The 23,090-nt window shown below is 61.2% G+C and carries 23 protein-coding genes; 7 read left to right on the top strand and 16 right to left on the bottom strand.

Annotated features, from left to right (window positions below):
* The first annotated feature begins 83 nt into the window (after positions 1-83).
* The 3 genes from VD17_RS21210 (at position 84) to VD17_RS21200 (ending at position 3,531) form a co-directional block, all read left to right on the top strand.
* Positions 84-1,415, top strand: coding sequence for an aminotransferase-like domain-containing protein (locus VD17_RS21210; RefSeq protein ID WP_046055506.1), 1,332 nt, complete (start codon positions 84-86; stop codon positions 1,413-1,415).
* Positions 1,416-1,573: 158 nt separating this feature from the next.
* The gene (locus tag VD17_RS21205; protein ID WP_046055505.1) at positions 1,574-1,990 is read left to right on the top strand and encodes an organic hydroperoxide resistance protein; all 417 of its coding nucleotides are present in this window, start codon (positions 1,574-1,576) and stop codon (positions 1,988-1,990) included.
* A gap of 269 nt (positions 1,991-2,259) precedes the next feature.
* Positions 2,260-3,531 (top strand): epoxide hydrolase family protein, encoded by a 1,272-nt coding sequence (locus VD17_RS21200; protein ID WP_046055504.1) that lies wholly within the window; start codon positions 2,260-2,262, stop codon positions 3,529-3,531.
* 26 nt (positions 3,532-3,557) lie between these two features.
* On the opposite strand, the gene VD17_RS21195 is transcribed toward VD17_RS21200, so the two are convergent.
* Positions 3,558-4,346, bottom strand: a complete 789-nt coding sequence (locus VD17_RS21195) for an alpha/beta hydrolase (protein WP_046055503.1) — start codon at positions 4,344-4,346, stop codon at positions 3,558-3,560.
* Between the two features lie 378 nt (positions 4,347-4,724).
* Here VD17_RS21195 and VD17_RS21185 point away from each other — a divergent pair, with 378 nt between their 5' ends.
* The gene (locus VD17_RS21185) at positions 4,725-5,669 is read left to right on the top strand and encodes an aldo/keto reductase (protein ID WP_080932050.1); all 945 of its coding nucleotides are present in this window, start codon (positions 4,725-4,727) and stop codon (positions 5,667-5,669) included.
* Positions 5,670-5,687: 18 nt separating this feature from the next.
* Here the strand turns inward: VD17_RS21185 and VD17_RS21180 are convergent, their stop codons facing one another.
* Positions 5,688-6,368 carry a glutathione S-transferase family protein gene (locus VD17_RS21180; RefSeq protein ID WP_046055500.1) on the bottom strand — a complete coding sequence of 227 codons (681 nt, stop codon included), beginning with the start codon at positions 6,366-6,368 and terminating at the stop codon, positions 5,688-5,690.
* A gap of 146 nt (positions 6,369-6,514) precedes the next feature.
* Between VD17_RS21180 and VD17_RS21175 the strand changes: the two genes are divergently transcribed.
* Positions 6,515-6,886: a nuclear transport factor 2 family protein gene (locus VD17_RS21175; protein WP_046055499.1), complete on the top strand. Its 372-nt coding sequence runs from the start codon at positions 6,515-6,517 to the stop codon at positions 6,884-6,886.
* Between the two features lie 45 nt (positions 6,887-6,931).
* Here VD17_RS21175 and VD17_RS21170 read toward each other — a convergent pair whose 3' ends face one another.
* Positions 6,932-8,323, bottom strand: a complete 1,392-nt coding sequence (locus VD17_RS21170; RefSeq protein ID WP_046055498.1) for an aldehyde dehydrogenase family protein — start codon at positions 8,321-8,323, stop codon at positions 6,932-6,934.
* A gap of 100 nt (positions 8,324-8,423) precedes the next feature.
* On the opposite strand from VD17_RS21170, the gene ptrR reads away from it, so the two are divergent.
* Positions 8,424-9,308, top strand: coding sequence for a putrescine utilization regulator PtrR (ptrR, locus tag VD17_RS21165; protein ID WP_046055497.1), 885 nt, complete (start codon positions 8,424-8,426; stop codon positions 9,306-9,308).
* A 35-nt stretch (positions 9,309-9,343) separates the two neighbouring features.
* Here ptrR and VD17_RS21160 read toward each other — a convergent pair whose 3' ends face one another.
* The 4 genes from VD17_RS21160 to VD17_RS21145 all read right to left on the bottom strand — a co-directional run bounded on the left by VD17_RS21160 (position 9,344) and on the right by VD17_RS21145 (position 11,459).
* Complete coding sequence (locus tag VD17_RS21160; protein ID WP_046055496.1) at positions 9,344-9,805, bottom strand: MarR family winged helix-turn-helix transcriptional regulator; 462 nt, start codon at positions 9,803-9,805, stop codon at positions 9,344-9,346.
* A gap of 134 nt (positions 9,806-9,939) precedes the next feature.
* Complete coding sequence (locus VD17_RS21155) at positions 9,940-10,380, bottom strand: OsmC family protein (protein ID WP_046055495.1); 441 nt, start codon at positions 10,378-10,380, stop codon at positions 9,940-9,942.
* 109 nt (positions 10,381-10,489) lie between these two features.
* Positions 10,490-10,942, bottom strand: a complete 453-nt coding sequence (locus tag VD17_RS21150; protein ID WP_046055494.1) for an Ohr family peroxiredoxin — start codon at positions 10,940-10,942, stop codon at positions 10,490-10,492.
* Positions 10,943-11,018: 76 nt separating this feature from the next.
* Entirely contained in the window at positions 11,019-11,459 is a 441-nt protein-coding gene (locus tag VD17_RS21145) for an Ohr family peroxiredoxin (RefSeq protein WP_046055493.1), read from the bottom strand.
* A gap of 236 nt (positions 11,460-11,695) precedes the next feature.
* Between VD17_RS21145 and VD17_RS21140 the strand changes: the two genes are divergently transcribed.
* Positions 11,696-12,703: an Ldh family oxidoreductase gene (locus VD17_RS21140; protein ID WP_046055536.1), complete on the top strand. Its 1,008-nt coding sequence runs from the start codon at positions 11,696-11,698 to the stop codon at positions 12,701-12,703.
* 137 nt (positions 12,704-12,840) lie between these two features.
* Here the strand turns inward: VD17_RS21140 and VD17_RS21135 are convergent, their stop codons facing one another.
* The 9 genes from VD17_RS21135 to VD17_RS21095 form a co-directional block, all read right to left on the bottom strand.
* Positions 12,841-14,421 (bottom strand): aldehyde dehydrogenase (NADP(+)), encoded by a 1,581-nt coding sequence (locus tag VD17_RS21135; protein ID WP_046055492.1) that lies wholly within the window; start codon positions 14,419-14,421, stop codon positions 12,841-12,843.
* A gap of 167 nt (positions 14,422-14,588) precedes the next feature.
* Positions 14,589-15,986, bottom strand: coding sequence for a fosfomycin efflux MFS transporter AbaF (gene abaF / locus VD17_RS21130; RefSeq protein ID WP_046055491.1), 1,398 nt, complete (start codon positions 15,984-15,986; stop codon positions 14,589-14,591).
* A 240-nt stretch (positions 15,987-16,226) separates the two neighbouring features.
* Complete coding sequence (locus VD17_RS21125) at positions 16,227-17,144, bottom strand: dihydrodipicolinate synthase family protein (protein ID WP_033056590.1); 918 nt, start codon at positions 17,142-17,144, stop codon at positions 16,227-16,229.
* 138 nt (positions 17,145-17,282) lie between these two features.
* Entirely contained in the window at positions 17,283-18,311 is a 1,029-nt protein-coding gene (locus VD17_RS21120) for a trans-3-hydroxy-L-proline dehydratase (protein WP_046046812.1), read from the bottom strand.
* Positions 18,312-18,428: 117 nt separating this feature from the next.
* Positions 18,429-19,151, bottom strand: coding sequence for an amino acid ABC transporter ATP-binding protein (locus tag VD17_RS21115; RefSeq protein WP_008157200.1), 723 nt, complete (start codon positions 19,149-19,151; stop codon positions 18,429-18,431).
* Entirely contained in the window at positions 19,144-19,794 is a 651-nt protein-coding gene (locus VD17_RS21110) for an amino acid ABC transporter permease (RefSeq protein ID WP_008157201.1), read from the bottom strand. Before VD17_RS21110 ends, VD17_RS21115 begins: the two co-directional genes overlap by 8 nt.
* Before the next feature lie 10 nt (positions 19,795-19,804).
* A complete protein-coding gene (locus VD17_RS21105) occupies positions 19,805-20,470 on the bottom strand; it encodes an amino acid ABC transporter permease (protein WP_046055490.1) in 666 nt (221 codons plus the stop codon).
* Positions 20,463-22,241, bottom strand: coding sequence for a cis-3-hydroxy-L-proline dehydratase (gene lhpI / locus VD17_RS21100; protein WP_046055489.1), 1,779 nt, complete (start codon positions 22,239-22,241; stop codon positions 20,463-20,465). The genes VD17_RS21105 and lhpI overlap by 8 nt, the downstream gene beginning before the upstream one ends.
* A gap of 10 nt (positions 22,242-22,251) precedes the next feature.
* Positions 22,252-23,070 carry an ABC transporter substrate-binding protein gene (locus VD17_RS21095; protein WP_046055488.1) on the bottom strand — a complete coding sequence of 273 codons (819 nt, stop codon included), beginning with the start codon at positions 23,068-23,070 and terminating at the stop codon, positions 22,252-22,254.
* Positions 23,071-23,090: the final 20 nt, after the last annotated feature.

Raw genomic sequence — 23,090 nt, 5'->3', positions numbered from 1 at the left:
CTGAGGGCACTCTCAATTTGCAGAGTTCCATCGTATGATCGACGATCACTACAATCAAAAAATCGTCATGGATACATCTCGACATGCCTCGCTCACGGTACAAGTCATTAGTGGATGCTTTGGCGGCTGACATCCGGTCAGGGCGATTGTTGCCGGGCACGCGTTTGCCAACGCATCGTCAACTGGCGGCAACAGAAGGGCTGGCATTGGTGACCGCCTCTCGGGTCTATGCAGAGCTCGAAGCCATGGGCCTGGTCAGCGGCGAGACGGGGCGAGGCACGTTCGTGCGGGAGACGTCGTTGCCGCCGGGCTTGGGTATTGACCAGAAAAACGTTGCCGTTGGAATGACCGACCTCAACTTCAACTATCCCTCGCTGCCCGGGCAGGCAGAACTCTTGCGAAATGCGCTGCGCCAACTCGCGTCGGGCGGTGATCTGGAATCCCTGTTGCGCTACCAGCCACACGCCGGGCGCCTGCATGAGCGCGCCTCGGTGGCGCGTCATTTGCTCGCCCGAGGGCTGACGGTAGATGCCGAGCAAGTGTTAATGGTCAGTGGCGCTCAACATGGGCTGGCCGTGACGATGATGGCGCTGTTGCAACCCGGTGATGTGATTGCAGCGGATGCGCTGACCTATTCAGGATTCATCGTGCTGGCCGAAGCCTTGCACCTTGAAATCGTGCCCATTCCCGTGACCGAGCAGGGGCCTGATCTGGAGGCGCTGGACCGTCTGTGCCGGAGTCGCCGCGTGCGGGCGGTGTACTCGATGCCGACGCTGCACAATCCGCTGGGATGGGTGATGAGTGCCGATCAGCGCGAGTCGCTGGTGACGATCGCGCGCAGGCATGACTTGCTCATCATCGAGGACGCCGCGTATGCCTTCCTTGCCGAGAACCCGCCGGCACCGATAGCGCAACTCGCCCCCGAGCGGACCGTGTACGTTTCAGGGCTTTCCAAAAGCGTGGCCACGGGACTGCGCGTAGGTTTCGTCGCCGCCCCGGCCGAAAAAGTGCCCGCGCTGGAGCGAACGATCAGGGCGACCACCTGGAATACCCCCGGCGTACTGACGGCGATCGCGAGCACCTGGCTCGACGATGGCACCGTCATGCAACTGGAAGCTGAAAAACGCCAGGATGCGCAAGCCAGGCAAACGATGGCCGCCGAAGTGCTGGCGGGCCTGCCGTGCATTCGTCATCCGTCGTCCTATTTTCTTTGGCTGCCTTTGTCCGAAGATGCGAGGGCCGACCAGATCGCCGCAGCGTTGCTGCGTGAAAAAGTGGCGGTTTCAACCGCCGAGCCTTTTGCGACTTCTGCTCATGTACCGCATGCGATTCGCTTGGCGCTGGGGTCGGCAGAGATGGGCGCACTGCGCGAGGCGCTGGAAAAAGTTAAGTGGGTGATTGGTGCTTACTCATAGCCCGAAGTCGCCCACCGCCATCTATATTGAAAGGTCCAGTCCGCTGCGGCTGACGCAAGCGCCCTGACGAATGGCGAATCCATCAAGCAGCAAGGACTGGTCGGTACGCTCACAGAGGGCAACCTTTTTCATCCGGCATTTTCAATCAGGAGATCATCATGACCCAGATCGAAAAAGTACTGTACACCGCCAAAGTCCACACCACGGGTGGGCGGGACGGCGCATCACGCAGTGATGATGGACGACTCGAAGTCAAACTTTCGTCCCCTGGCACCAAGGGCGACGGCACCAATCCGGAGCAGTTGTTCGCCACGGGTTGGTCAGCCTGCTTCATCGGTGCGATGCAAGTCGCTGCCGGCAAAATGAAGGTCACGCTTCCGCCTGACCTGGCCATTGACGCCGAAGTTGACCTGGGCACCAACGCAGGCGGCTACCTGCTGCAGGCTCGCCTCAACATCAGCCTGCCGGGAATGGACCGCGAAACCGCCCGGGCGCTGGTGGATGAAGGGCACAAGCTGTGTCCGTACTCCAAAGCCACGCGGGGCAACATCAACGTCGAAATCAATCTGGTCTGAGCCGGGCCTGTTACGTTATTGGCAAGTTGGCATCGTTACCATTCGCCCTCCCTGCGCCTGCCGCCGAGGAGGGCGTTTTGCTGTCTGGAGAAGCGGCAAGCGTTCAGCGATCAAGCATGAATGACCGGTTTCAGGCCGTGTGAAAACGTCCGGGATTGTCTAACCTTTTTGACGTCGAGATCGTAAAGGGCGCCATGCGCCGCCTGACCTGCGCCCATGCCATTCTCACCACGGACGGACTCATCGTATCCCTCAGCTGAGGTATGAAGATGAAGCTCACACTCGCGGTCGCTGCAGCGACCCTCGCGCTTTGCGTCTCGGCCCTTGCCAGCGCCGCTCCCGCTGCCGATCCCCAGGCCATTCAGCCCTTCCACGTCAATGTTGCGGACAAGGAACTCGTCGATCTGCGCAACCGTATCGCGGCGACCCGCTGGCCGGACAAAGAGACGGTTTCCGATCGATCACAGGGCGCACAGCTGGAACAGTTGCAGGCGCTGGTTCGCTACTGGGGCACGGACTACGACTGGCGCAAGGCTGAGGCTCAGCTCAATAATCTGGCGCAGTACGTGACCACCCTCGACGGGGTCGACATCCACTTTATCTGGGTGCGTTCCCCCCACCCGAACGCTTTGCCGATGATCATGACCCACGGGTGGCCGGGCTCGGTGTTCGAGTTCATCAAGGTCGTCGGTCCGCTCACCGATCCGCCCGCGCACGGGGGCAATGCGGCAGATGCCTTCGATGTGGTGATTCCGTCCATTCCTGGCTACGGCTTCTCTGGCAAGCCGAGTGGTATCGGTTGGGATCCAGACCACATCGCCCGGGTCTGGGCGCAGCTGATGCAGCGCCTCGAATACACCCACTATGTCGCTCAGGGCGGCGACTGGGGCGCCCCCATTACCAGCGCGATGGCACGCCAGGCGCCGGCCGGATTGCGCGGCATTCACCTAAACCTGCCAGCCACGATACCGGCGGAAGCGAGCGCGGCGCTCGCGGTTGGCGGACTGGCGCCGGCGGGTTTTTCCGAGAAGGAGCGCGCGACCTATGACGCCGTCGCCACGCTCGTCAAACAGGGGAACCTGGCGTACAGCGCGATGATGGCCGCGCGACCGCAGATGATCGGTTACGGCGCGACGGATTCACCGGCCTTCCTCGCCGCGCTCCTGCTCGTGCATCCAGGCTTTGCCCGGTGGACATACGGCGCCGACCCCCAACAGTCGCCAACGAAGGATGAAGTGCTGGACGACATCACGCTCTACTGGCTGACGAATAGCGGCGCCTCGGCAGCCAGGCTCTACTGGGAGAACATGGGGCGAAGTCCTCTTTCTTCGGCCGCACAGAAGACCACCGAGATTTCGTTGCCGGTGGCCGTCACGGTGTTTCCAGAGGATGTCTACTGCCCGCCGGAGACGTGGGCCCGGCGCGCCTATAGCAACCTGATCTACTTCCACCAGGCCGACAAGGGCGGCCACTTCGCGGCCTGGGAACAGCCCCAGCTATTTACCGAGGAACTTCGCACGGCGTTCCGGTCGCTGCGCTAGTCGAACACTGCCCGTGGGACCACCACTTACAAACCATCGCCCAACACCTTGAGGTACTCGGGACTCTCGGATATCGAGTTGTGCCCCGTACCCGGTATGACCTTCAGCGACGCCACTCCGTTGGCGAAATGGGTGAAGAGCCGCTCGGTGCTGGAACGCGGTATCACTTCGTCGTGCTCAGCTGCGATCAAGAGCGTCGGCACCGTGATGTGGGCGGCGTACTTCCAGGATTCAAAGGTGTCCTTGAGCAACCACTTCACCGGGAAGATGGGAAACTGCCGGGCGGCAAGTTCTTCAACACTGTTGTAGGGCGTGATCAGCACCAGACGCGCCGCCGGGCGTTGGCTGGCGAGGCGCACGGCGACACCCGAGCCCAGGCTGCGACCGACCACCGTAATGTGTGGATGGGTGGCGTAGACCAGGTCAAACAAGGTCAGGGCGTCGCGCGAAATCATCTCCTCGGAGGGCGATCCGGAACTGCCACCGTAGCCTCTGTAGTGCAGCAAGTAGACGGCGTGATCGGCAAAGGCTTCGGAAAACGAAGGCAGGCTCCGGGAGACGTCCTCGGCATTTCCACCGAAATAGATCAACGCATTCGGCCCGTCGTGCGGCCTGACGGACACCAGCACCTGCGCGTCGTCGACTGACAGCGTGAGCAGCGATGCCGAAGTGCCGACAGCGCGGGGTTGCGGGAAGTAGATGAGGGCGCGCTGAAACACAAACAGCGCAGCGCAGAGCGCCAGATACACAACGGCGACGATGACGACGATTGACACCAGAATTCGTGGCATTCGGCTAACTTTAGTGGGCGGCATTGACGGCTCTGGCCGGAAGACGGCTATCGCTTGATCGCTGTCAGAGTGTAGTAGACCGATAGCGCCACGCACCGGGAGGGCACCCATGCCCATCGGATCAGTTAAGCCAAAACGCGATCCGTAGCAGCTGGCGAAGCCTGCGTTCGGCTGCGGAGCAGTCGTAAAACCTGAGTTTGCGGTCTTCCTGAAACACCGCATCGTCTGATTTCACGACTGCTTCGCAGCCGAACGCAGGCTCCGCCAGCTGCTACGGATTGTGTCGCTCTTTAGCTGATAGGCATTGGGCGGGTAGCTATGCTGATGTGGCTAGCCTCGTGCGTGCGGCGCGAGAAGTGCTGTGGACCGTGGCTGACAGCAAAAATGTGGAAGGGCAATTCCATGAGCCACACTGATGGGTACACGCGTCGAAAAATACTCACGCTGGCTGCCGGTGCTTCGGCGGTTTTCACCTTCGATCCAGCTTTTGCAGCATCCACGCCGTCGACCGAAACAGGAGGCAAGAACATGCTGACCCGGGCCATTCCATCCAGCGCCGAACTACTACCGATCGTTGGGCTGGGCACGTATCGCGGTTTTGATGTCGAGCCTTCAAGCCCCGCCTACAAGCAGCTGCCTGCGGTGCTGCGAGCGTTGTTCGAGAAGGGCGGGAAGGTGATCGACAGTTCGCCGATGTACGGTCGCGCCGAACAGACGACCGGTGAGCTGCTGTCGATTCACGAACCGCGCTCGCCGGCGTTTCTGGCCACCAAGGTGTGGACCCGTGGCCGCGAAGAAGGCATCGCGCAGATGGAACAGTCCTTCAAACTGCTGCAGACGGACCGGATCGACCTGATGCAGATTCACAACCTGCTGGACTGGAAAACTCATTTGCCCACGCTGCGCAAATGGAAGGAAGAAGGGCGCATTCGTTACATCGGCATCACCCATTACACAGCGTCGGCGTATGACGAGGTGGAAGCGGTACTCAAGTCTGAGCCATTGGACTTTTTGCAGATCAACTATGCCCTGGACGATCGCGGCGTCGAGAAACGCATCCTGCCGCTGTGTCGCGAGCGAGGTGTGGCGGTGATCTGCAATCGACCATTCGGCGGCGGTGATTTGCTCGCCCGCTTGAAGGACAAACCGTTACCACGCTGGGCCGCGGATGTGAGGGTCAATAGCTGGCCGCAACTGGCGCTCAAGTTCCTGCTGACGCATTCGGCGGTGACTTGTGTGATCCCCGGCACCGGCAACCCGCGTTACATGGCGGAAAATGCCAGTGCAGGTTTCGGTCCGATGCTGACGGGGGCGCAGCGTGAGCAGTTGATCGACGTGGTGCGTTAGGCGAAGTGTCGAGGCCTGTCAGGTGGGGTCCGGCGCCTGACGAAATCGCTCCGGGATGGCCTCTTCAAATGGATAAAACGAAAACCAGGGCCTGGCTTCGTCGATCACCCGCTGGACGGACGGTCTGTTCATCAGCCTGTCGAAATAGGCTTTCAAGTGACCGTAGTCGTCGGGAAAAGGCTCGAGCGTACTGGCGTAGAAAAGTGCCGGGGCCGCGGCGCAATCGGCCAGGCTGAAATCTGCACTGGCGAGCCAGATTCTGGACGCCAACTGGCGGTCGAGCATGCCGTACGTCGTCCGCAGTGTGGAACGCTCTCTGGTCAAATCGCCGTGAGTGCCGCGCAGGCGATCAAACACGATCTGTTGCAGCGGGTGCTGGAGATAGTGGTCGCACACACGGTCCCACAGACGGACCCCCAGCGCGGTCTCCCAATCGCTGGGAACGAGTGGATGTTCACCAGGATAAAATCGATCCAGGTATTCGACGATGATCGTGGTCTCCGCCACGTTGCGCTGGCGAGCGTGGTCGCGGATGACCGGGAATTTGCCGAGCGGCCATAGCGCTTGCAGCTCTGCTCTGTCTGCATCATTGGCGAGATCGATGATCCGCTTCTCGAATTCGACAGCGTTTTCGAAGAGCGCGATCAGCACTTTGTGGCAGAACGACGACAGCGGATGGTAGTACAGAGTCAGCGACATCTCTCAGCTCCTCGAAAGGCAAGTGACCCCCATCATCATAGTCGCCGTCCAGGGCGGTTAAGCGCGCGGTGCTAGACTTTCAGGGTGGGATGATGATTGAACAACCTGATCCGGCGGTGCGATGGTGAGAACGCTGGAGGTATGACATGACGACTCAACTGCTGGCTAGAGAACACATCAACGTGGTGGTCCGCAATTATGTAGAAGGCATGGTGTTCGCTGATGAAGCCTTGCTGCGACAGGCCTTCCATCCTTCTTGCCGCATCATTGGTCATTACGAAGAAAAGCTGGAATGGGCATCCCTGGAGGAATTTATCAGCGCGATCAAGGCGGAGGGGCCGGCAGCCAAAGAGGTCAAACCGTTTTGGGAAGTACTCAGCATCGATGTCACGGGTGATGCCGCCGCGGTAAAGGTCAATGATGATTATCTCGGCATGCGATTTACCGATTATCTGTCGCTACTGAACATCAATTACCGCTGGATGATTGTGAACAAGCTGTATTATCTGAACGAATAGCGTGTGAGCCCGGGAGCCAAAAGGCTCCCGGGCATCGTTATGCAATCAGCGCCGATCCAGCCACACCGTCTGGGCATTGCAGAATTCGCGCACACCGAAATGCGAGAGTTCACGGCCAAACCCGCTTTTCTTCACGCCGCCGAAGGTGACACGCGGATCGGAGGCGCAATAACCATTGATGAACACGCCACCGGTTTCCAGTTCACCGACCATCTGCTCGGCAAGCCCGACGTTGCGTGTGTAGATGGTTGCAGTGAGGCCGAACTCACTGTCATTCGCCAGTGCCAATGCATGCGCCGCATCGCGCGCCGTGATGATCGAGGCCACCGGGCCAAACAGCTCCTGTTTGAACGAGGTCATCTGGTCGGTGACGTCACCGAAAACAGTGGGCTCGTAAAAGTTGCCAGGGCCTTCAGCCTTCTTGCCGCCCATCAGCAATGTCGCGCCTTCTTCCAGGGTGTCGCGCACCTGCTGATCCAGTTCATCACGCAGATCAAAGCGAGCCATCGGACCGATGTAAGTGTCGGCAGCCAGAGGATCGCCGACCAGCAGTTTTTGCGTGGCTTCGACGAACTTGCGCGTGAATTCCTCGACAATTCCTTGCTCGACGATCAAGCGTTTGGCGGCCGCGCAAACTTGCCCGGTGTTCTGGTAACGGCCAATCACGGCGGCTTTGACCGCTTCGTCGAGGTCGGCATCGTTGAGCACGATGAACGGATCGGAGCCGCCCAGTTCCAGTACACACTTCTTCAACGCCGCACCGGCTTGAGCGCCGATGGCGATGCCGGCTCGCACGCTGCCGGTGAGGGTCACGGCGGCGATGCGGGGATCGGCGATCGCGGTGGAGACGCCGTCCGGCGTGACATTGATCACCTCGAATACACCGTCGGGAAAGTCGGCTTGCTTGAAGGCTTCACGCAACAGATAAGCACTGCCCATCACGTTGGGTGCATGTTTGAGCACGTAGGTGTTGCCGGCGATCAATGCTGGAACAGCACCGCGCAGGACTTGCCAGATCGGGAAGTTCCACGGCATTACCGCGAGAATCGGGCCGAGCGGGCGGTATTCAATGCGCGCTTTTCCACCTTCAACCAGCGTCGGTTCAGCGCTCAGCATCGCCGGGCCGTGTTCGGCGTACCACTCGCAGAGCAGCGCGCACTTTTCAATTTCGCCACGCGCCTGAGTGATCGGCTTGCCCATTTCCAGGGTGATCATGTTCGCCATCGCGGCGGCGTTGTCGCGCAATACCCGCGCCAGGGCGGTCAACAACTGCGAACGTTGATCAACCGGTTTGCTGCGCCAGGCACGAAACCCGGCAGCAGCGCGGGACAGGGCAGCGTCCAGTGCTGATGCAGATTCGAAAGGGTAGTGGCCGATCTGCTCGCCGTTGGCGGGGTTGATCGAAATGGCGTGGGTGAGGCTGGAAACTTGAGTCATGGCACCGTCCTGCGAGGTGGGGATGTGCTCAGGTTACGGTGGCGTTTGTTTTCTGGAAACTGAATAATACTGAGCATATCGTTCACGTTTGGAGAATGACATGGATCTGGTTCAGCTGGAAATATTCAAAGCCGTCGCCGAGCACGGCAGCATCAGCGCGGCGGCTCAGCACATCCACCGGGTGCCGTCGAACCTGACGACGCGGATCAAGCAACTGGAGCTGGATCTGGGCGTGGACCTGTTTATCCGCGAGAAGAGCCGCCTGCGCCTGTCGCCGGCCGGCTGGAGTTTTCTGGATTATGCCCGGCGCATCCTCGACCTGGTCCAGGAGGCACGCGCCACCGTGGCGGGTGAAGAACCTCAGGGATCGTTTCCCCTAGGGTCGTTGGAGAGTACCGCTGCGGTGCGCATCCCTGAGCTGCTGGCCGCGTATAACCAGAAGCACGCCAAGGTCGAGCTGGACCTGTCCACCGGACCTTCGGGGACCATGATCGACGGGGTGTTGTCGGGACGATTGGCGGCAGCGTTCGTCGATGGGCCGGTGCTGCACCCGGCACTGGAGGGCGTGCCGGCGTTTGAGGAAGAAATGGTGGTGATCGCGCCGCTCAACCATTCCCCCATTCATCGTGCGCGGGATGTTAATGGCGAAAACATCTATGCCTTCCGCTCCAATTGCTCCTACCGACACCACTTCGAAAGCTGGTTCGCCAAGGACGCGGCCGTGCCCGGCAAGATTTTCGAAATGGAGTCCTATCACGGCATGCTGGCGTGCGTCAGCGCCGGTGCAGGCCTGGCGCTGATGCCCCGCAGCATGCTCAACAGCATGCCCGGATGCACCACCGTGAGCATCTGGCCGTTATCGGAATCGTTCCGCTATTTGCGCACCTGGCTGGTGTGGCGCCGCGGGACGGTGTCGCAAAGTCTGACCATGTTTGTGCGCTTGCTCGAGGAGCGCGGGGTGGTGCGGGATGAGGCGGTGCGCTAGTTCGCACACGAAAATATTCAGATCGACGTGCCGGCTCATTCCCCGCCTTTCGTCGACTTGATCAGATTGTTGCGCAGCTTCACGATCGCCCTCTGCAGGGTCGTGAACTCGTCGAGCGTCAGGCCCGTTGCGTCGGCGAGGCCCATTTCCGGCTGGCTTTCGCGCAGCTGTCGACCGTTCTTCGTCAGGCTGATCCTTACCTGGCGCTCGTCCTCGGGATCGCGCTGCCTTTGCAAAAAACCCATCGCTTCCAGCTTCTTCAGGATTGGGGTCAGTGTGTTCGATTCGAGGAACAGCTTCTCGCCCAGGCTGCCGACGGTCTGGTTGTCTTCCTCCCACAGCGCGACGATGGTGATGTATTGCGTATAGGTCAGCCCAAGCTGCTCGAGTATTGGCTTGTAAGCCTTGCCGAACGCCAGGTTGGTGGAATAGACCGCAAAACACAGGAATTCGGAGAGTTTCAGGTCGTCGGGGGCGGCGTTGTCGGTGGGTTTCATGTACATCCTCGTTGGCCAAAGACGGATGGCTCGCAAAAAAGCGAAATATACCTCGTATGCGATTGTGTCGGAACGACTCTAACTGACGGTGGCGACCGGTTCGACGGCGAAAGTCGAACCGGTCGTACGGTGCATCACGCTGTCAGGGCGTTGATGACCACGCCAATATTGCCGCGCGTTGCCTTCGAGTACGGGCAGATCTGGTCTGCGGCGTGCGCCAGCTCCGTCACGACGTCTTGCGTCAAGCCTGGCACGCGAAGAGTCAGCCGGGCCTGGAGGAAGTAGGCCGGACCGGTCTGGCCCAGATCGACCTCAATATCAACGGCCATATTAGGCGGCAGCGTCACCTTCATGTTTTTCGCCGCCAGCTCGACGGCAGCGGTGTAGCAGGCCGACCATGCGCCGGCGAAAAACTGCTCTGCCGTTGGGTGCGGAACAATGGCTGCGAACTCGTGTGCCAGTCTAGGGTTTCCAGGCGAAGAGAGCTGGATGGAGAGGCCGCGGGAAGAGTTGTCACCGTCGCTGAATGTCGTGTGGGTTTTGCCTGTGGCCAGGACTTTTTCGATCTTGTTCATGGTTGAGTCCTCAACGTTTTTTTGGGTTTGTGATTCGTATGCGCTTAAAGCGTATACGATATATGTGGCGTATCGACTATGCCGATCGATAGCAACGCCGCGCGGTGCGTCATGCCGTGAGGACGTTCAGGGCCACGTCAATGTTACCCCGCGTCGCTTTCGAGTACGGGCAGATTTGATCGGCGGTGTGCGCCAGTGTCGTCGCGATGTCGTGGGACAAACCCGGCACGCGCAGGGTCAATCGAGCCTGAAGGAAGTAGGCCGGACCGGTCTGACCCAGATCGACTTCGATGTCGACGGACAGATCCGACGGCAACACCACATTCATCTCACCGGCCACCAGTCCGACGGCAGCGGTGTAGCAGGCCGACCAGGCGCCAGCGAACAGTTGCTCGGCAGTCGGGTGCGGCTGAGTGGCGGCGAACACGTGGGCTGGCTTGGCGATGCCGGGCGTCGACAGGGTGATGTCGAGGCTGCCGTCATGGCCGCGCGAGGTGACGCCAGCGTCGCTGACGGTGGTGTGGGTTTTACCGGTGACCAGTACTTTTTCGATCTTGCTCATGATGATTTCCTGAGTTTGTATTGTTTTCGCATGCGCTTATATCGCATGCGATATATTCATTGGATTAAAGCGATTTTCACGCCGTCAGGACGTTCACCGCCACATCGATGTTGCCCAGCGTCGCTTTCGAGTACGGGCAGAGTTCGTGTGCGGCGTGCGCCAGTGCGGTTGCGACGTCGTGTGCCACGCCCGGCAAGCGGACAAAGAATCGAGCCTGAAGGAAGTAAGCCTGACCGGTCTGGCCCAGATCGACTTCGATGTCGACAGACGCATCGGCCGGCAGCACCACTTTTTTCGCCTTGGCGATGTGTTCGATGGCGGAGATGTAGCAGGCCGACCATGCACCGGCGAACAGTTGCTCGGCGGTCGGGTGCGCTTGGGTGGCTGCAAATACGTGGGCCGGTTTTGCGTCACCTGGCGACGACAGCTCGATGTCGAGGTTGCCGTGGGCACGGGTCGCGTCGCTGAACGTGGTGTGGGTTTTGCCGGTAAACAGTACTTTTTCGATCTTGCTCATGGGATGAATCCTCAACGTTTCAATAGGTGGTGGTTGTCTGTCGTATACGTTTGTATCGTATGCGATTGAAATAATACTCGCGCAGAGCTCAATCGGTGTCAAGGGGTAGTGCACGGCCCAGCCGACGAATGGTGGGTTGCCGGGATGTGCTGAATTCGTCGTCGACCGGGCCTAAAGCGATCAAGCCGTGGCGTCTGGAATGGGCCAGTCTGGGCGGTCTGTCCAAGGAGTTGATGATGAAACGACTGTCCCTGGCCGAAGCTCGCGAGCTGGCCGAATCGATCTTGCTGCACAACGGTTTCAACCTTGCCCACGCTCAGGCGGTGGCCGCCACGGTGATTGCCGGCGAGCGCGATGGCTGCGCCTCCCACGGTTTGTACCGGATATTGGGGTGCGTGAATTCGCTCAGGGCCGGCAAGGTGGTGGCCGATGCCGAGCCACGGGTGATCGACCAGGCCCCTTCGATCGTGCGAGTCGATGCGGCGGGTGGTTTCTCCCAGTTGGCGTTTCAGGCAGGCCTGCCCTTACTGGAGGAGAAAACCCGGGCAAACGGGATTGCGGCGCTGGCGATCAATCGCTGCGTGCATTTTTCCGCCCTGTGGGTCGAGATCGAGCAACTGACTGCTGCCGGCCTGGTGGCGCTGGCGTGTAATCCCAGTCATGCCTGGGTCGCGCCGGCGGGAGGCAGTCAACCGGTGTTCGGGACCAATCCGATTGCGTTTGGCTGGCCGCGTTCGGGCAAGGATCCGTTTGTGTTCGACTTCGCCACCAGTGCGATTGCCCGTGGCGAGATCGAGTTGCATCGACGTGCCGGCCAAGCGATTCCTGAAGGTTGGGGTGTGGACGCAGACGGGCAGCCAAGCACCGATGCGAATGTGGTGCTCGATGCCGGCGCGATGCTGACGTTCGGCGGGCACAAGGGCTCGGCGCTGGCTGCCATGGTGGAGTTGATCGCCGGGCCGTTGATCGGTGACCTGACCAGTGCGGAATCGCTGGCGTACGACGCGGGCAGCAAATCGTCGCCGTACCATGGCGAGTTGATCATCGCCCTCGATCCGCGACGCTTTCTCGGTGAGGCCACCGAGCAGCACCTGGCCCGTGCCGAAGTGATGTTCCAGAGCATACAAGGGCAGGGCGCGCGCTTGCCGTCGCAACGGCGTTATGAGGCGCGAGCACGCAGTTCGGTGGAGGGCGTGCAGATTCCCGAAGCCTTGTACAACGACTTGAAGGCGCTGCTGGACTGAAGAAACGGGGCACGCCCTCAACCCTGTGGGAGCGAGCTTGCTCGCGATGGCGTCGTGTCAGTCAACGAAGATGTTGAATCTGATGGCCTCATCGCGAGCAAGCTCGCTCCCACAGGGAGGCACCGCTGAGTGATTATTTAAACCGGTTGGCGGTGGCTGGTGCCGTCGACCAGACGGGCGATGCCCAGCGGATTGGCGTTTTGCAGCGCCTCGGGCAGGAGCGCATCCGGGCAATTCTGGTAACACACCGGGCGCAGGAAACGCTCGATGGCCAGGCTGCCGACCGAGGTGCCACGGGCATCGGAGGTGGCCGGGTAGGGACCGCCATGCACCATCGCATCGCAGACTTCGACGCCAGTCGGGTAGCCGTTGAACAGTACCCGGCCGACTTTCTGTTCAAGCAGCGGCAGCAGGTCGCTATGGGTTTGCAGGTCTCCGGCTTCGGCAATCAGGGTGGCCGTAAGTTGACCGTGCAAACTCTGCAACGCCCGTTGCAGTTCGGCCTTGTCAGCCACTTCCACCAACACGGTAGTCGGGCCGAACACTTCCTCCTGCAACAGATAATCGCCGTTGAGCAGCAGGCTGACGTCAGCCTTGAACAGTTGCGGCTGGGCCTGCTTACCCTGTTGTTCACGACCGGCCAGGTGAGTGATGTGCGGATGCGCGTGCAGCGCCTGCACACCCTTGGCGTAGCTGGTTAACGTGCCGGCGTTAAGCATGGTTTGCCCTGGCTGATCGGCCATTACCGCGCTGAGCGATTCAATAAATGTGCTGAACTCGGGAGAGTGAATGCCAATCACCAAACCGGGGTTGGTGCAGAACTGGCCGCAGCCGAGCACCACTGACGCGGCAAGTTCGCTGGCGATTTTCTCTCCCCTCAGTTGCAGGGCTTCGGGCAGTACCAGCACCGGATTGATGCTGCTCATTTCGGCGAACACCGGAATCGGCTGAGGCCGTGCGGCGGCCATGTCGCAGAGGGCGCGACCGCCCTTGAGCGAACCGGTGAAGCCGACCGCCTGAATCGCCGGATGCTTGACCAGCGCTTCGCCGACACCCGCGCCGTAGATCATGTTGAACACGCCTTTCGGCATGCCGGTTTGCTCGGCGGCGTGGACGATTGCATTGGCCACGAGTTCGGCAGTTGCCATATGCCCGCTGTGGGCCTTGAACACCACCGGGCAACCGGCGGCCAGGGCGGCAGCGGTGTCGCCACCGGCGGTGGAGAACGCCAACGGGAAATTGCTCGCGCCGAACACCGCGACCGGGCCGACGCCGATCCGGAACTGACGCAGGTCCACCCGTGGCAGCGGCTGACGTTCGGGCAAGGCGCGGTCGATACGCGCGCCATAGAAATCGCCACGGCGCAGGACCTGAGCGAACAGGCGCATCTGTCCGCTGGTGCGACCGCGCTCACCCTGAATACGCCCGGTCGGCAGCGCCGTCTCGCGGGTGACCAGGGCAACGAACGCATCGTCCAGCGCGTCCAGTTGCGCGGCGATGGCCTCGAGAAACTCCGCGCGGCGGCTCGCCGGCAAATTGCGGAAGGTCGGGTAAGCGGCGGTCGCGGCCCGGGCAGCGGCGTCGACTTCGTCAATGGTGGCTTGCATGAACGAGTAGGGCAGTGCTTCACCGGTGCTGGCGTCATGGCTTTGCACGGTGATGTTGCCGGCGGCACTGCGCGCACCGCCGATGTAGTTGTGGCCGATGATGTGGGGCATGAAAAACTCCTGTCGGAAAAGGGGGGCTCAGGCAAGTCTTTTTCTGTTTGCCGGATCGCCAAGATCGCAGCCTGCGGCAGCTCCTACACAAGCCGCGTACACCCAATAATTCGTGGATATGCGCGATCCCTGTAGGAGCTGCCGAAGGCTGCGATCTTTTGACTGCGTCAAGCCAACGAATCACCCCGGCGTGCGCTGGCGGGTTCGGCGGTATCCAGAGCAGCGATCCGCGCAGCAGATTCGGCATCCACCACATGCAGTGACTTACCCCGGGTTTCCCGGGTCAAACCGACGGCGACGATGGAGATCAGCGCAGCGCAAACCAGGTACCAGGCGATCGGCGTCGAGCTGTGGTACTTGTTGAGCAGGGTGAGGGCAATCAGCGGCGCCAACGAGCCGGCGAAGATCGGTGCCACTTGGTAGCACAGGGACAACGCGGTGTAGCGCACGTGGGTCGGGAACATTTCGGCCATCAGCGCCGAGTAGGGCGCGTAGGTCATCGACTCGATCGCCAGGCCCAAGGTGATGGCCCCGATGATCAGCCAGTTGTTGCCGGTGTCCATCATCGGGAAGCCGATGAAGCCCCAGAACGCGGTGAGGATTGCGCCGGTCAGGTACACCGGTTTACGCCCGACCAGATCGGACAAATAACCCATCAACGGGATCATGAAGAAATGCAGCAGGTGCGCGCCGAACATCAGAAACAGAATCTCTGAAGTGTCCTTGTGCACCACCAGTTTCAGGTAGGTAATCGAAAAGGTTACGACGGTGTAGTAAAGGATGTTCTCGGCAAACCGCGCACCGATACCGACCAGCACCGCACGCCAGTGATGACGCAGCACTTCGACCACGCCCAATTGTTGTTGCTTGTTTTGCGCCTGACGGGCCTGGGCTTCCTTGAAGATCGGCGCGTCATCGACGCTGGTGCGAATCCAGTAGCCGATCAGCACCACCACCGCCGAGAACCAGAACGCGACGCGCCAGCCCCACGCGAGGAATTGCTCCTCCGACAGGTTCGACGACAACAGCAGCAACGCGACAGTCGCCACCAGGTTACCGGCCGGGACACCGGCTTGCGGCCAACTGGCCCAGAAGCCTCGGCGATTGTCCGGGCAGTGTTCGGACACCAGCAGAATCGCACCGCCCCATTCACCGCCGAAGGCGAAGCCCTGGATCAGCCGCAGCAGCACCAGTAACACGGGCGCGGCGTAGCCGATCTGGTCGAAACCGGGCAGGCAGCCCATCAGGAACGTGGTGATACCGACCACCACCAGGCTCAATTGCAGCAGGCGTTTGCGGCCGAACTTGTCACCGTAATGACCGAACACCAAGCCGCCCAATGGGCGGGCGAGGAAGCCAACGGCATACAAAGCGAAGGCGGCAAGGATGCCATCGATCGGGCTGTCGGTTTGACGGAAGAACAATTGGCCGAAGACCAGTGCCGAGGCGGTGCCATAGAGAAAGAATTCATACCATTCGGCGACGGTGCCGGCCATGGCGGCGGCCACCACGCGCTTGAGTCCCGAAGGTGTGGTTGCGCGGGCGGTGCTGTGAGGATTGGGCATGCTGACGTTTCCTGTAGAGGCGCAAAGACAGGGCAAAGCCGTAATGCCGGAAAGTTATGGACCTGAACACCGCAGCCCTGTGGGAGTGAGCCTGCTCGCGATAGCGGTGGGTCAGCCAGTATTGATGCTGAAGGTACCGCCGCCATCGCGAGCAGGCTCGCTCCCACAAGTTTGCGCACCTTAACTTACCGGTATCGGGGCAAGCCGGGCCGGGGCCGTAATGGCCCGCCCGGCAATCACTCAGAGACCGACGTCCGGCAGTTCTGGACGATTGGCCAAGGCCTTGGCCATGATCTGTTCGACGAACACCCGATCGGCTTCCGGCAGGGCCAGGCGTGGCGGACGGGTCAGGGCGCTACCGCGACCGGCGATGGCTTCGCACAGCTTGATGCACTGCACCAGGTCGGCACGGGCGTCGAGGTGCAGGATCGGCATCAGCCATTCGTAGATCGGCATGGCTTCGGCGAAGCGACCGGCCTTGGCCAGGCGGAAGATGGTTTCGCCTTCTTTCGGGAACACGTTGGACATGCCCGAGACCCAGCCTTCGGCGCCCACGGCGATGCTTTCCAGCACCACGTCATCAAGGCCGGCGAACAGCACAAAACGGTCACCCACTTCATTGCGCACGTCGATGAAACGACGGGTGTCGCCGGAGGAATCCTTGAAGCACACCACGTTGTCGCAGTCGGCCAGGGAAATCAGGATGTCCGGGGTGACGTCGTTTTTGTAGATCGGCGGGTTGTTGTAAACCATCAGCGGAACGTCGGCGTTTTTCGCCACGTAGCGGTAGTGCTCGGCGGTCTCGAACGGCTTGGAGCCGTAGACCAGCGCCGGCATCAGCATGACCCCGTCAACACCAACCCGGCGCACGGCGTTGGCGACTTTGGCCGCTGCGATGCTGGTGAATTCGGCCACACCGCAAATGACCGGCACGCGGCCGCGGGAGGCGTCGACCGCGACTTCAGTCACGGCGATTTTTTCTTCGGCGGTCAGCGAGGTGTTTTCCCCCACCGAACCGCACACCACCAGGCCCGACACGCCGTCACGGATCACGTTGGAAATCACCTGGTGGGTTTTTTCCAGGTTGATGGAGAAGTCGTCGTTGAATTGAGTGGTCACCGCGGGGAAGACGCCACTCCAGTTAATGCGCTTGCTCATTGTTGCCTCCGGTTCGGTAATTGTATTTCGTATACGATATTGCAAGTGAAAAGACTCGGCCAGTGCTTTTTTCAGTTTCGTGGGGTTTTTACTAGCCGTTTGTCAGAGTTTTTTTGGTAAGGGTTTGTAAGGCCGTGCTCAGGCACCCGGCCAGGTGTCAGACAAGCGATAGCCTTGTGGCCACGGATCGCTCGGATCGAGCAGTAACTGGTGGGTGCCGGTGATCCAGGCTCGACCGGAAATGCACGGATAAATCGCCGGGCGTCCGGCCACTTCCGTCAGCGAATCGATGCGGCAGTGAAACTCGGAACCAATGATCGAACGGCCGATAAAACGCTCGCCGACCTGCATCAAGCCCTTCGCCTGCAGTACCGCCATGCGCGCCGAGCAGCCGGTGCCGGTGGGCGAGCGGTCGATCTTGCCGGGTTGAATCACTACCGCGTTGGCGCCGGTGGCGATGCCATTTTCATAGACGAGGGGCGCGGCGATCTGGCAGAAGGAAATGTGCGACCACTCAGGGTTCAGCGGATGGACAAAGCCCAATTGTTCATTGGCCGCGCGGGTAATTTTCAGCCCGACCTCGACCAGTTCGGCTGCTTCATCAGGGCCAATGGAAAAGCCCAGGCGCTTGGCGTCGGCGATCACAAAACTGTCGCCGCCGTACGCGGTATCGACCTGTAATGAGCCGACGCCTTCGACTTCGATCCAGGCGTCGAGGCGGTCAGCGAAGGAGGGCACGTTCTTGATTTCAACCCGTTCGACCTTGCCGTCACGGCAGTCGGCCACCGCTTCGATCAACCCGCCCGGGGCTTCGAGCACCAGCCGGGTTTGCGGTTCGGTCATCGGCAGGATGCCGCTGTCGAGCAACACGGTGGCCACGCACAGCGAGTTGGAGCCGGACATCGGCGGTGTGTCGGCCGGTTCCATGATGATCCAGGCCATCTGCGCCCGAGGATCCTTGGCCGGCACCAGCAGGTTGACGTGACGGAACACCCCGCCGCGCGGTTCGTTGAGGACGAAGTTGCGCAGGGTCTGATCCTTGGCAATCCAGCGCGACTGTTCCCACACGGTGGCCCCGGGCGGTGGCGCGACGCCGCCGACGATCACGTCGCCGACTTCGCCTTCGGCGTGGCAGCTGACTACATGGATGACTTTTGATGAGCGCATGGTTTGCTCCTTGTTTTGTCTGTTAGGGCCTCATCGCGAGCAGGCTCGCTCCCACACTGATTTTGTGTACACCACCAAACCCTGTGGGAGCGAGCTTGCTCGCGATGGGGCCATCGGTTATTTCACTGATTTCAGGAAGGCCGCGGTTTCCGCATGCACCGGGTTACCGATAACCTGATCAGGCGAACCGATCTCATGCACCAAACCATTGCGGAAAAATGCCACGCGGTCGGACACATCGCGGGCGAAACGGATTTCGTGGGTCACCAGGACCATGGTCATGCCGTCTTCGGCGAGCATGCGCATGGTGTCCAGCACCTCGCCCACCAGTTGCGGATCGAGGGCCGACGTGGCTTCGTCGAACAGCATGTAGTCCGGCGACATGGCCAGGGCGCGCGCGATGGCCATGCGCTGTTGCTGGCCGCCGGAGAGCTTGCCGGGAAAGGCCTTGAGCTTGTCGCCCAGACCGACGTGGGTCAGTTGCTTGACCGCCAGTTCCTCGGCTTCGGCCTTGCTCTTGCCCAGTACTTTGCGCGGCGCCAGCATCACGTTTTCCAGCACGGTCAGGTGCGGGAACGCGTTCCATTGCTGGAAGACAATGCCGATCTTCTGCCGCAGACGGTTGAGGTCCGTGGCGCTGTGGTGGACCTCGACACCGTCGACGCGGATGTTGCCTTTCTGGATCGGCTCCAGGCCGTTGATGCACATCAGCAGGGTGGATTTGCCCGAGCCGGAGCCGCCGATGATCGACACCACCTCGCCCTTGTTCACCGTCAGGTTGACGCCCTTGACCACTTCGAGGTTGCCGAAGGATTTGTGTACGTTGTCGATCTCAATCATTTTCTTGCCACCTTCTTTCCAGACGAGCGCCGAGGCGAGCGACCACCAGGCTCATGACGTAGTAGATGAGGCCCGCGATGCACAGCACCAGCAGCGGTTCCTGAATGCGGGTCACGATGGTTTGCGAAGCGCGCAGCAGTTCGACGATGCCGATCCACATCACCAGCGCGGTGTCTTTCATCACGCTGAGGACCAGGTTCAGCCAGCCGGGAAAAGCCACCCGCGTGGCCATCGGCAGGACGATCCAGCGCAGGTCCTGGAGGAAGCTCAGGCCCAGCGAGCGGCTGGCCCGGCGCACGGTGAACGGCACCGACAGCACGCCGCTGCGCACGATCTCGGTGAAGTACGCGGCGGCGTAGACCCCGAGCACAATGCAGCCAACGCTGAAGGCGCTGATGTTCAAGCCGACGATGCTTTTCAGCGAGTTGAACAACACAAACTGGATCAGCAACGGCACGCTGCGAAACACGTCCAGCACCCAGGCCAGTGGCAGGCTGGCGCGTGGCAACAGCGCCCGCAGCAGGCCGAACAGCAGCCCGGCGAAAGAGCCGAGGATGATCGACCAGAACGTGAGTTTCAGAGTGACCCAGGCGCCATCAAGCAAGAACAACAGGTCATTCCAGGAAAAACTGGTGGTCAACATGCTCACCTCCTCAGTAACGGAACAGCCGCCAGGCCATCAGCCGGGCGACGCCGACGATCGCCTTGGCAATCAGGTAATACAGCGCCGCGGCGATGGCGAAATATTCGAAAGTGCGGAACGTCTTGACGTTGTAATCCTGAGTCACGCCGGTGAGGTCATTGTTCAGCCCGACGATCACCCCCAGCGACGTCATCAACACCGCCCAGACCATCTGGTTACTCAACGGGTAGAACACGATCCGCAGCAGTTGCGGGACGATGATCATCCGGTAAGCCTGAAAGGCACTCATGCCCAGCGACCGCGCAGCGCGCACTTGCGTGCCGGGCACAGCCTTGAGGCCACCGCGAAAGTTTTCCGCGAGGTAACCGGCGTTGTTGAAGGTGATCCCGGCCAGCAGCGCGAACCATGAGCTGACGTGCAAATCCAGCGAGCCGAGGCCGAAGTAGAGGACGTAGATCTGGAACAGCGATGGGGTGTTGCGGGCGATTGACACCCAGCCGTTGCCGATGCCGCGCAACAACGGCTGTTTGGTTTCGCGCATCACCGTCAGGGCCAGGGCGATCAGTACGCCGAAGATCATCGACAGTGCAGCGGTCTCGAAGGTGACCCAGGCGCCGGCGAGCATGTCCGGCAGGGCGCGCAGGGTTGCGCGCCATTGGAAGGTGTAATCAAACATGCGCAGGGCTCTCCAGGGAGGCGGCCGATTGCAGCCAGGCCGGCAAACGACCACTGGCCGTGGCGCAGCAGGCGGCGTCGACACATTCGGCGAGGTTGGCGAAGTGCACCTTGCGGCCCACCAGGCCGGGTGCGTAATGGGCGTACTTGCCCGAGTTGGTCATCAAGGTTTTGGCGGCCAGCGGGATCACCGGCTCGCCGAGCATGCACCAGCAGGTATCGGTGACCAGGGTCGCGCCGAAGGCTTCGATCACCGCGATATGCCCGGCCTCGCGCGCCTGCTCCAGCACCGTGCGACCACAGGTGATGGCGAGCACCACCTCGGGGTGTTTGTGCCGACCCCGGCACAGCCGCGCCAGATGCGCGAATTCGCTGAGGGAGAAATGCGGGTTGCCCAGCGAGACCACATCCACCCGGTTGTCGCGGGCACTGTTGAGTTCTCGCCAGCTGAGCAGCAAATCCTTCAGGCGGATTTTTTCCACCGGCACAGGGACATTCGCTTCCAGTGCCTGTGCTGGGTCGAGTGCTTCCGGGGTCACCCCGGCGATATGGAACAGCGGCGCCGCGGAAGTAGTAGCGAAAGCCGCACCGAAGGCTTTCAAATCGTCCAGGCTCGGCTTGCTGTGTTCCAGCCCCAGCACCAGTGGAATCCGGCTGCCGGCCAGGGCGCCGATGTGGTAGCCGAGCAGCGGGTAGAAGGCATCGTCCAGCTCGCGCAAAACCGGCAATTCGATTTGCAGTCTCGCTTTACGTTGCGCGTCCAGATGGCAGCCGATCAGGGGGGCGCGGCCGGTCAGGGCGATACAGATATCCAGGTAGTCCGGGTATTTCAGGGTGCGTGCGCCGAGCACGCTGTTGGCATACACCACGGCGTTGGATTCGGCCCAGACGATTTGCTCGCCGGCCTTCGGCGCGCTGTCGAGCAGGTAGGGCGCGCAGGTAAAACTCAGCTGTGCGCCCATCGCCATGTACGCGTCGCCCAAGGCGCTGGCCGGCACACCGAGTGCCGGATCAATGCCCAACTCGCGCCAACGGCGTTGGTCGACAGAAATTGAATTGAGGGTGGTCGGCACCCGTACGTTTGCTCCCCACTGCACCAGTTGTTCGGCGAAGCGCAGGCTCGCAGGTCCCGTATAAATGCAGCCGTCGATGTGTGCCTGGGTGACATCCACCAGGTGACGGGCGCCTTGCAGTTCAGCCATGCGCAAGACGATCTTCATGGCCACTTGGGCAGCTTTGCCATGCTCGCCGTCGAGCAGTGCCTGATCGTGATCGGTGAGTTCGATAGCGGTGTTTTTTTCTGCTGTCTGCAACGGACTGTCGAGTGCCTGCCAGGCATCGCCCGGCAGGTGTTCGAACAGAGTCACCATTGAGGCTTCGACCCGAGCAAAGGCCTTGCCGCGCAAGGCGGCGAAGGCCTCCCGGCCGATGCACAGCACCGGCAGGGAACGCTCGAAAATGGTCTGTGCCACGAGCACGCCCAAGGTCAGGATCTCATCGGGTTCGGCCAGCACCAGTGCGGCCGGCGCATGACCGTTGCTGATCAGTTCCATCAGCACACTGCTGCCGGTGCACGAGCCGCGGCCGCTGGGAATCGCCAGCACCCGGGCGGCCAGGTATTCGCCGCTCAGCGGGTGGTGACGGTCGATGACCTCGCCGCTGTACGGATCGACCCCGCCCCAGAAACTCAGCCCGACATCGGCGAACAGCAAGGCGCCTTGTGCGGCGCCGGCGACCAGGCTGCGACCGGTCAGAGAGGTTGGCCTAGGCATGCCGGACACCTTAGTAATAGACCTTGGGCACAGTCAGGTCGGTGGGTGAAATCTCGGTGCCGACCCATTTGGTGAACAGCTCGTTGTAGCGGCCGCTGCGCACCTGCTGATTGACGAACAGGTTGAGGTAGTTGAGCAGGCCATACTCGTTGCGCTTGGCGCCCAGCGACACGTAGTCGATGGTGTACGGCGCGTTACCGGCGATTTTCAGGTTCTTGTATTTGCCCGACTTGATCGTGGCGGCGGCCACGGTGTTGGTGACCACGGTGGCGTCGATGTGACCCTGGGCGACCGCCAGCAGCGTGTCGTTCTGCGACTGATACGCGCGGAAGGTGCCGGTGCCCCAGTTCTTCACGTCTTTTTCCAGGGCGATGGCTTCATAGGTGCCGCTGGTGTTGCCCAGGGCTTTGCCTTTGATATCGGCGAAGCTGTTGATGCCGGTGTTGTCGCGGGTCAGCACCACCATCTGGAAGGCGAAGTACGGCACGGTGAGGCCGACGGTCTTGGCCCGTTCGAGGGTGTCGGACGTGGACGCAACGATCACGTCGGCGCGCCCGGAGACCAGCGCCGGAATTCGATCGGGGAAGGGCGTTTCAACCACTTCGGCGTCGACCCCGAGGATCTTCGCCAGGTCGTGGCAGTAGTCCACGTCGAAACCGGCCGGGTTGTTACTTGCATCACGAAAACCCATGGGCGGGAAGTCCAGGGTCACGGCGCAGCGCAGCTTGCCCGAACCAATAATGTCGTCGAGCTTGTCGGCCTGGGCGGTGGCGATAAAGGAAGTACTGAGAACAGCGCTGAGGGCTACGGCAAATGCGGGGTTTTTCATAGAGGCCTCGTTGTCGGAAA

Origin of the sequence: Pseudomonas fluorescens (genome assembly GCF_000968015.1) — a bacterium.
GTDB classification, from domain to species: Bacteria; Pseudomonadota; Gammaproteobacteria; order Pseudomonadales; family Pseudomonadaceae; genus Aquipseudomonas; species Aquipseudomonas fluorescens_W.
The sequence above is the reverse complement of the archived record's forward strand: the minus strand, read 5'-3'. Positions and strand labels throughout refer to the sequence as shown.

Coding starts and splice junctions, on each gene's coding strand:
- VD17_RS21120 (WP_046046812.1), bottom strand. CDS start 18,311: ATGCGCTCATCAAAAGTCATCCATGTAGTCAGCTGCCACGCCGAAGGC.
- VD17_RS21105 (WP_046055490.1), bottom strand. CDS start 20,470: ATGTTTGATTACACCTTCCAATGGCGCGCAACCCTGCGCGCCCTGCCG.
- VD17_RS21180 (WP_046055500.1), bottom strand. CDS start 6,368: ATGTCGCTGACTCTGTACTACCATCCGCTGTCGTCGTTCTGCCACAAA.
- VD17_RS21195 (WP_046055503.1), bottom strand. CDS start 4,346: ATGCCGCCCACTAAAGTTAGCCGAATGCCACGAATTCTGGTGTCAATC.
- VD17_RS21200 (WP_046055504.1), top strand. CDS start 2,260: ATGAAGCTCACACTCGCGGTCGCTGCAGCGACCCTCGCGCTTTGCGTC.
- lhpI (WP_046055489.1), bottom strand. CDS start 22,241: ATGCCTAGGCCAACCTCTCTGACCGGTCGCAGCCTGGTCGCCGGCGCC.
- VD17_RS21170 (WP_046055498.1), bottom strand. CDS start 8,323: ATGACTCAAGTTTCCAGCCTCACCCACGCCATTTCGATCAACCCCGCC.
- VD17_RS21210 (WP_046055506.1), top strand. CDS start 84: ATGCCTCGCTCACGGTACAAGTCATTAGTGGATGCTTTGGCGGCTGAC.
- VD17_RS21185 (WP_080932050.1), top strand. CDS start 4,725: ATGAGCCACACTGATGGGTACACGCGTCGAAAAATACTCACGCTGGCT.
- VD17_RS21160 (WP_046055496.1), bottom strand. CDS start 9,805: ATGAAACCCACCGACAACGCCGCCCCCGACGACCTGAAACTCTCCGAA.
- VD17_RS21150 (WP_046055494.1), bottom strand. CDS start 10,942: ATGAGCAAGATCGAAAAAGTACTGGTCACCGGTAAAACCCACACCACC.
- VD17_RS21145 (WP_046055493.1), bottom strand. CDS start 11,459: ATGAGCAAGATCGAAAAAGTACTGTTTACCGGCAAAACCCACACCACG.
- VD17_RS21140 (WP_046055536.1), top strand. CDS start 11,696: ATGAAACGACTGTCCCTGGCCGAAGCTCGCGAGCTGGCCGAATCGATC.
- VD17_RS21095 (WP_046055488.1), bottom strand. CDS start 23,070: ATGAAAAACCCCGCATTTGCCGTAGCCCTCAGCGCTGTTCTCAGTACT.
- abaF (WP_046055491.1), bottom strand. CDS start 15,986: ATGCCCAATCCTCACAGCACCGCCCGCGCAACCACACCTTCGGGACTC.
- VD17_RS21155 (WP_046055495.1), bottom strand. CDS start 10,380: ATGAACAAGATCGAAAAAGTCCTGGCCACAGGCAAAACCCACACGACA.
- VD17_RS21115 (WP_008157200.1), bottom strand. CDS start 19,151: ATGATTGAGATCGACAACGTACACAAATCCTTCGGCAACCTCGAAGTG.
- VD17_RS21205 (WP_046055505.1), top strand. CDS start 1,574: ATGACCCAGATCGAAAAAGTACTGTACACCGCCAAAGTCCACACCACG.
- VD17_RS21135 (WP_046055492.1), bottom strand. CDS start 14,421: ATGCCCCACATCATCGGCCACAACTACATCGGCGGTGCGCGCAGTGCC.
- ptrR (WP_046055497.1), top strand. CDS start 8,424: ATGGATCTGGTTCAGCTGGAAATATTCAAAGCCGTCGCCGAGCACGGC.
- VD17_RS21110 (WP_008157201.1), bottom strand. CDS start 19,794: ATGTTGACCACCAGTTTTTCCTGGAATGACCTGTTGTTCTTGCTTGAT.
- VD17_RS21175 (WP_046055499.1), top strand. CDS start 6,515: ATGACGACTCAACTGCTGGCTAGAGAACACATCAACGTGGTGGTCCGC.
- VD17_RS21125 (WP_033056590.1), bottom strand. CDS start 17,144: ATGAGCAAGCGCATTAACTGGAGTGGCGTCTTCCCCGCGGTGACCACT.